Annotated in this window: 1 protein-coding gene; it reads right to left on the reverse strand. The window is 74.6% G+C overall.

Annotation, left to right across the window (positions count from 1 at the left end; genetic code table 11):
* On the reverse strand, positions 1-1,553 hold a 1,553-nt coding region (locus tag H5J30_RS31555), incomplete at its 3' end, for a type I polyketide synthase (protein WP_181790988.1).
* Positions 1,554-1,699 lie beyond the last annotated feature (146 nt).

The raw sequence follows: 1,699 nt of genomic DNA on the forward strand, positions 1-1,699 counted from the left end.
CCCGCCCGGGACACGGCGAGGGTATGGGCGACATCGGCGGGATCCGTCTCCGGATGCCGTTCGACGTACGCCGCCAGCCGCTCCCCCTGGGCCGCCAGGCCCGCAGGGCACTTCGCCGACAACGGCCACAGCAACGCGCCCGGACGCACCTCCTCTTCGACAGCCGCCTCCTGCGGAGCCTCCTCCAGGATCACGTGCGCGTTCGTGCCACTGATCCCGAACGACGAAACCGCCGCCCGCCGCGGCCGATCCGCCTCCGGCCACGGGCGCGCCTCGGTCAGGAGGCGTACGGTGCCGGACTCCCAGTCGACGTGCGGGGACGGCTCGTCCGCGTGCAGCGTCCGGGGCAGCTGCCCGTGCCGCAGCGCCAGGACCGTCTTGATGATCCCCGCGACCCCGGCGGCGGCCTGGGCGTGCCCGATGTTCGACTTCACAGAACCGAGCCACAGCGGCCGTTCCGCGGTGTGCCCCTGCCCGTACGTCGCCAGCAGCGCCCGGCCCTCGATGGGGTCGCCCAGCTCCGTGCCCGTGCCGTGCGCCTCCACCGCGTCCACGTCGCCGGGCCCCAGGCCCGCGTTGTCCAGCGCCGCCCAGATGACCTGCTGCTGGGCCGGGCCGCTGGGGGCGGTGAGCCCGTTGCTGGCGCCGTCCTGGTTGACGGCGGAGCCGCGGACCACCGCCAGCACCCGGTGCCCGTGGCGCCGCGCGTCCGACAGCCGCTCCAGCGCGAGGACGCCCACGCCCTCCGCCATCCCCATGCCGTCGGAGCCCGCAGCGAACGCCTTGCACCGCCCGTCCGCCGCGAGCGCGCCCTGCTTGCCGAACTCCACGAACGTGCCCGGCGTGTACATCACCGTCGCCCCGCCCGCGAGCGCGAGGTCGCTCTCGCCGGAGCGCAGCGACTGCGCCGCCAGGTGCAGCGTGACCAGGGACGTCGAGCAGGCCGTGTCGACCGTGACGGCGGGGCCCGAGAGCCCGAGCGTGTACGCGATCCGCCCCGACGCCACACTCGCCACCGACCCGGTGACCAGGTGCCCCCCGACCGACCCGGGGGCATACTCCAGCGGCGCCCCGTACTCGTGGTAGTTCCGGCCGACGAAGACCCCGGCCTTCGCCTCCTCCAGCCCCGCCGGGTCGATCCCGGCGTGCTCCAGCGCCGCCCAGGCGCTCTCCAGCAGCAGCCGCTGCTGCGGCTCCATCGCCAGCGCCTCGCGCGGCGAGATCCCGAAGAACTCCGCGTCGAACCCGGCCGCGTCGGCGAGGAAGCCGCCCTCCCGCACCGTCGTCGTACCGCCCGGGCCGGAGCCGAAGAGGCGCTCCAGGTCCCAGCCGCGGTCCGTCGGGAACGGGCCGATGGCGTCGCGTTCCTCGACGAGGAGCCGCCACAGGTCGTCGGGCGAGGCGACCCCGCCGGGGAAGCGGCAGGCCATGCCGACGATCGCGATCGGCTCCGCGGCCCGGTCCTCGACCTCCTGGAGGCGCCGCCGGGCCTTGCGCAAGTCCACGGTGACCCGCTTGAGATAGTCGCGGAGCTTGGCTACGTCCTCGGCCATGGCGCGTCCTTCACGTCGTGCGGCGGTCGGGCGGTGGATACGGCGGTCGGCATGGGTCTCACGCCTCAGCCGTCGCGGAGTTCGCGGTCGATGAGGTCGAACATCTCCTCGTCGCTGACGAGATCGAGATCGTCGTCGGCGGCGCC

This window comes from Streptomyces phytophilus, assembly GCF_013870535.1.
In the GTDB taxonomy this organism is placed as follows: Bacteria; Actinomycetota; Actinomycetes; order Streptomycetales; family Streptomycetaceae; genus Streptomyces; species Streptomyces phytophilus.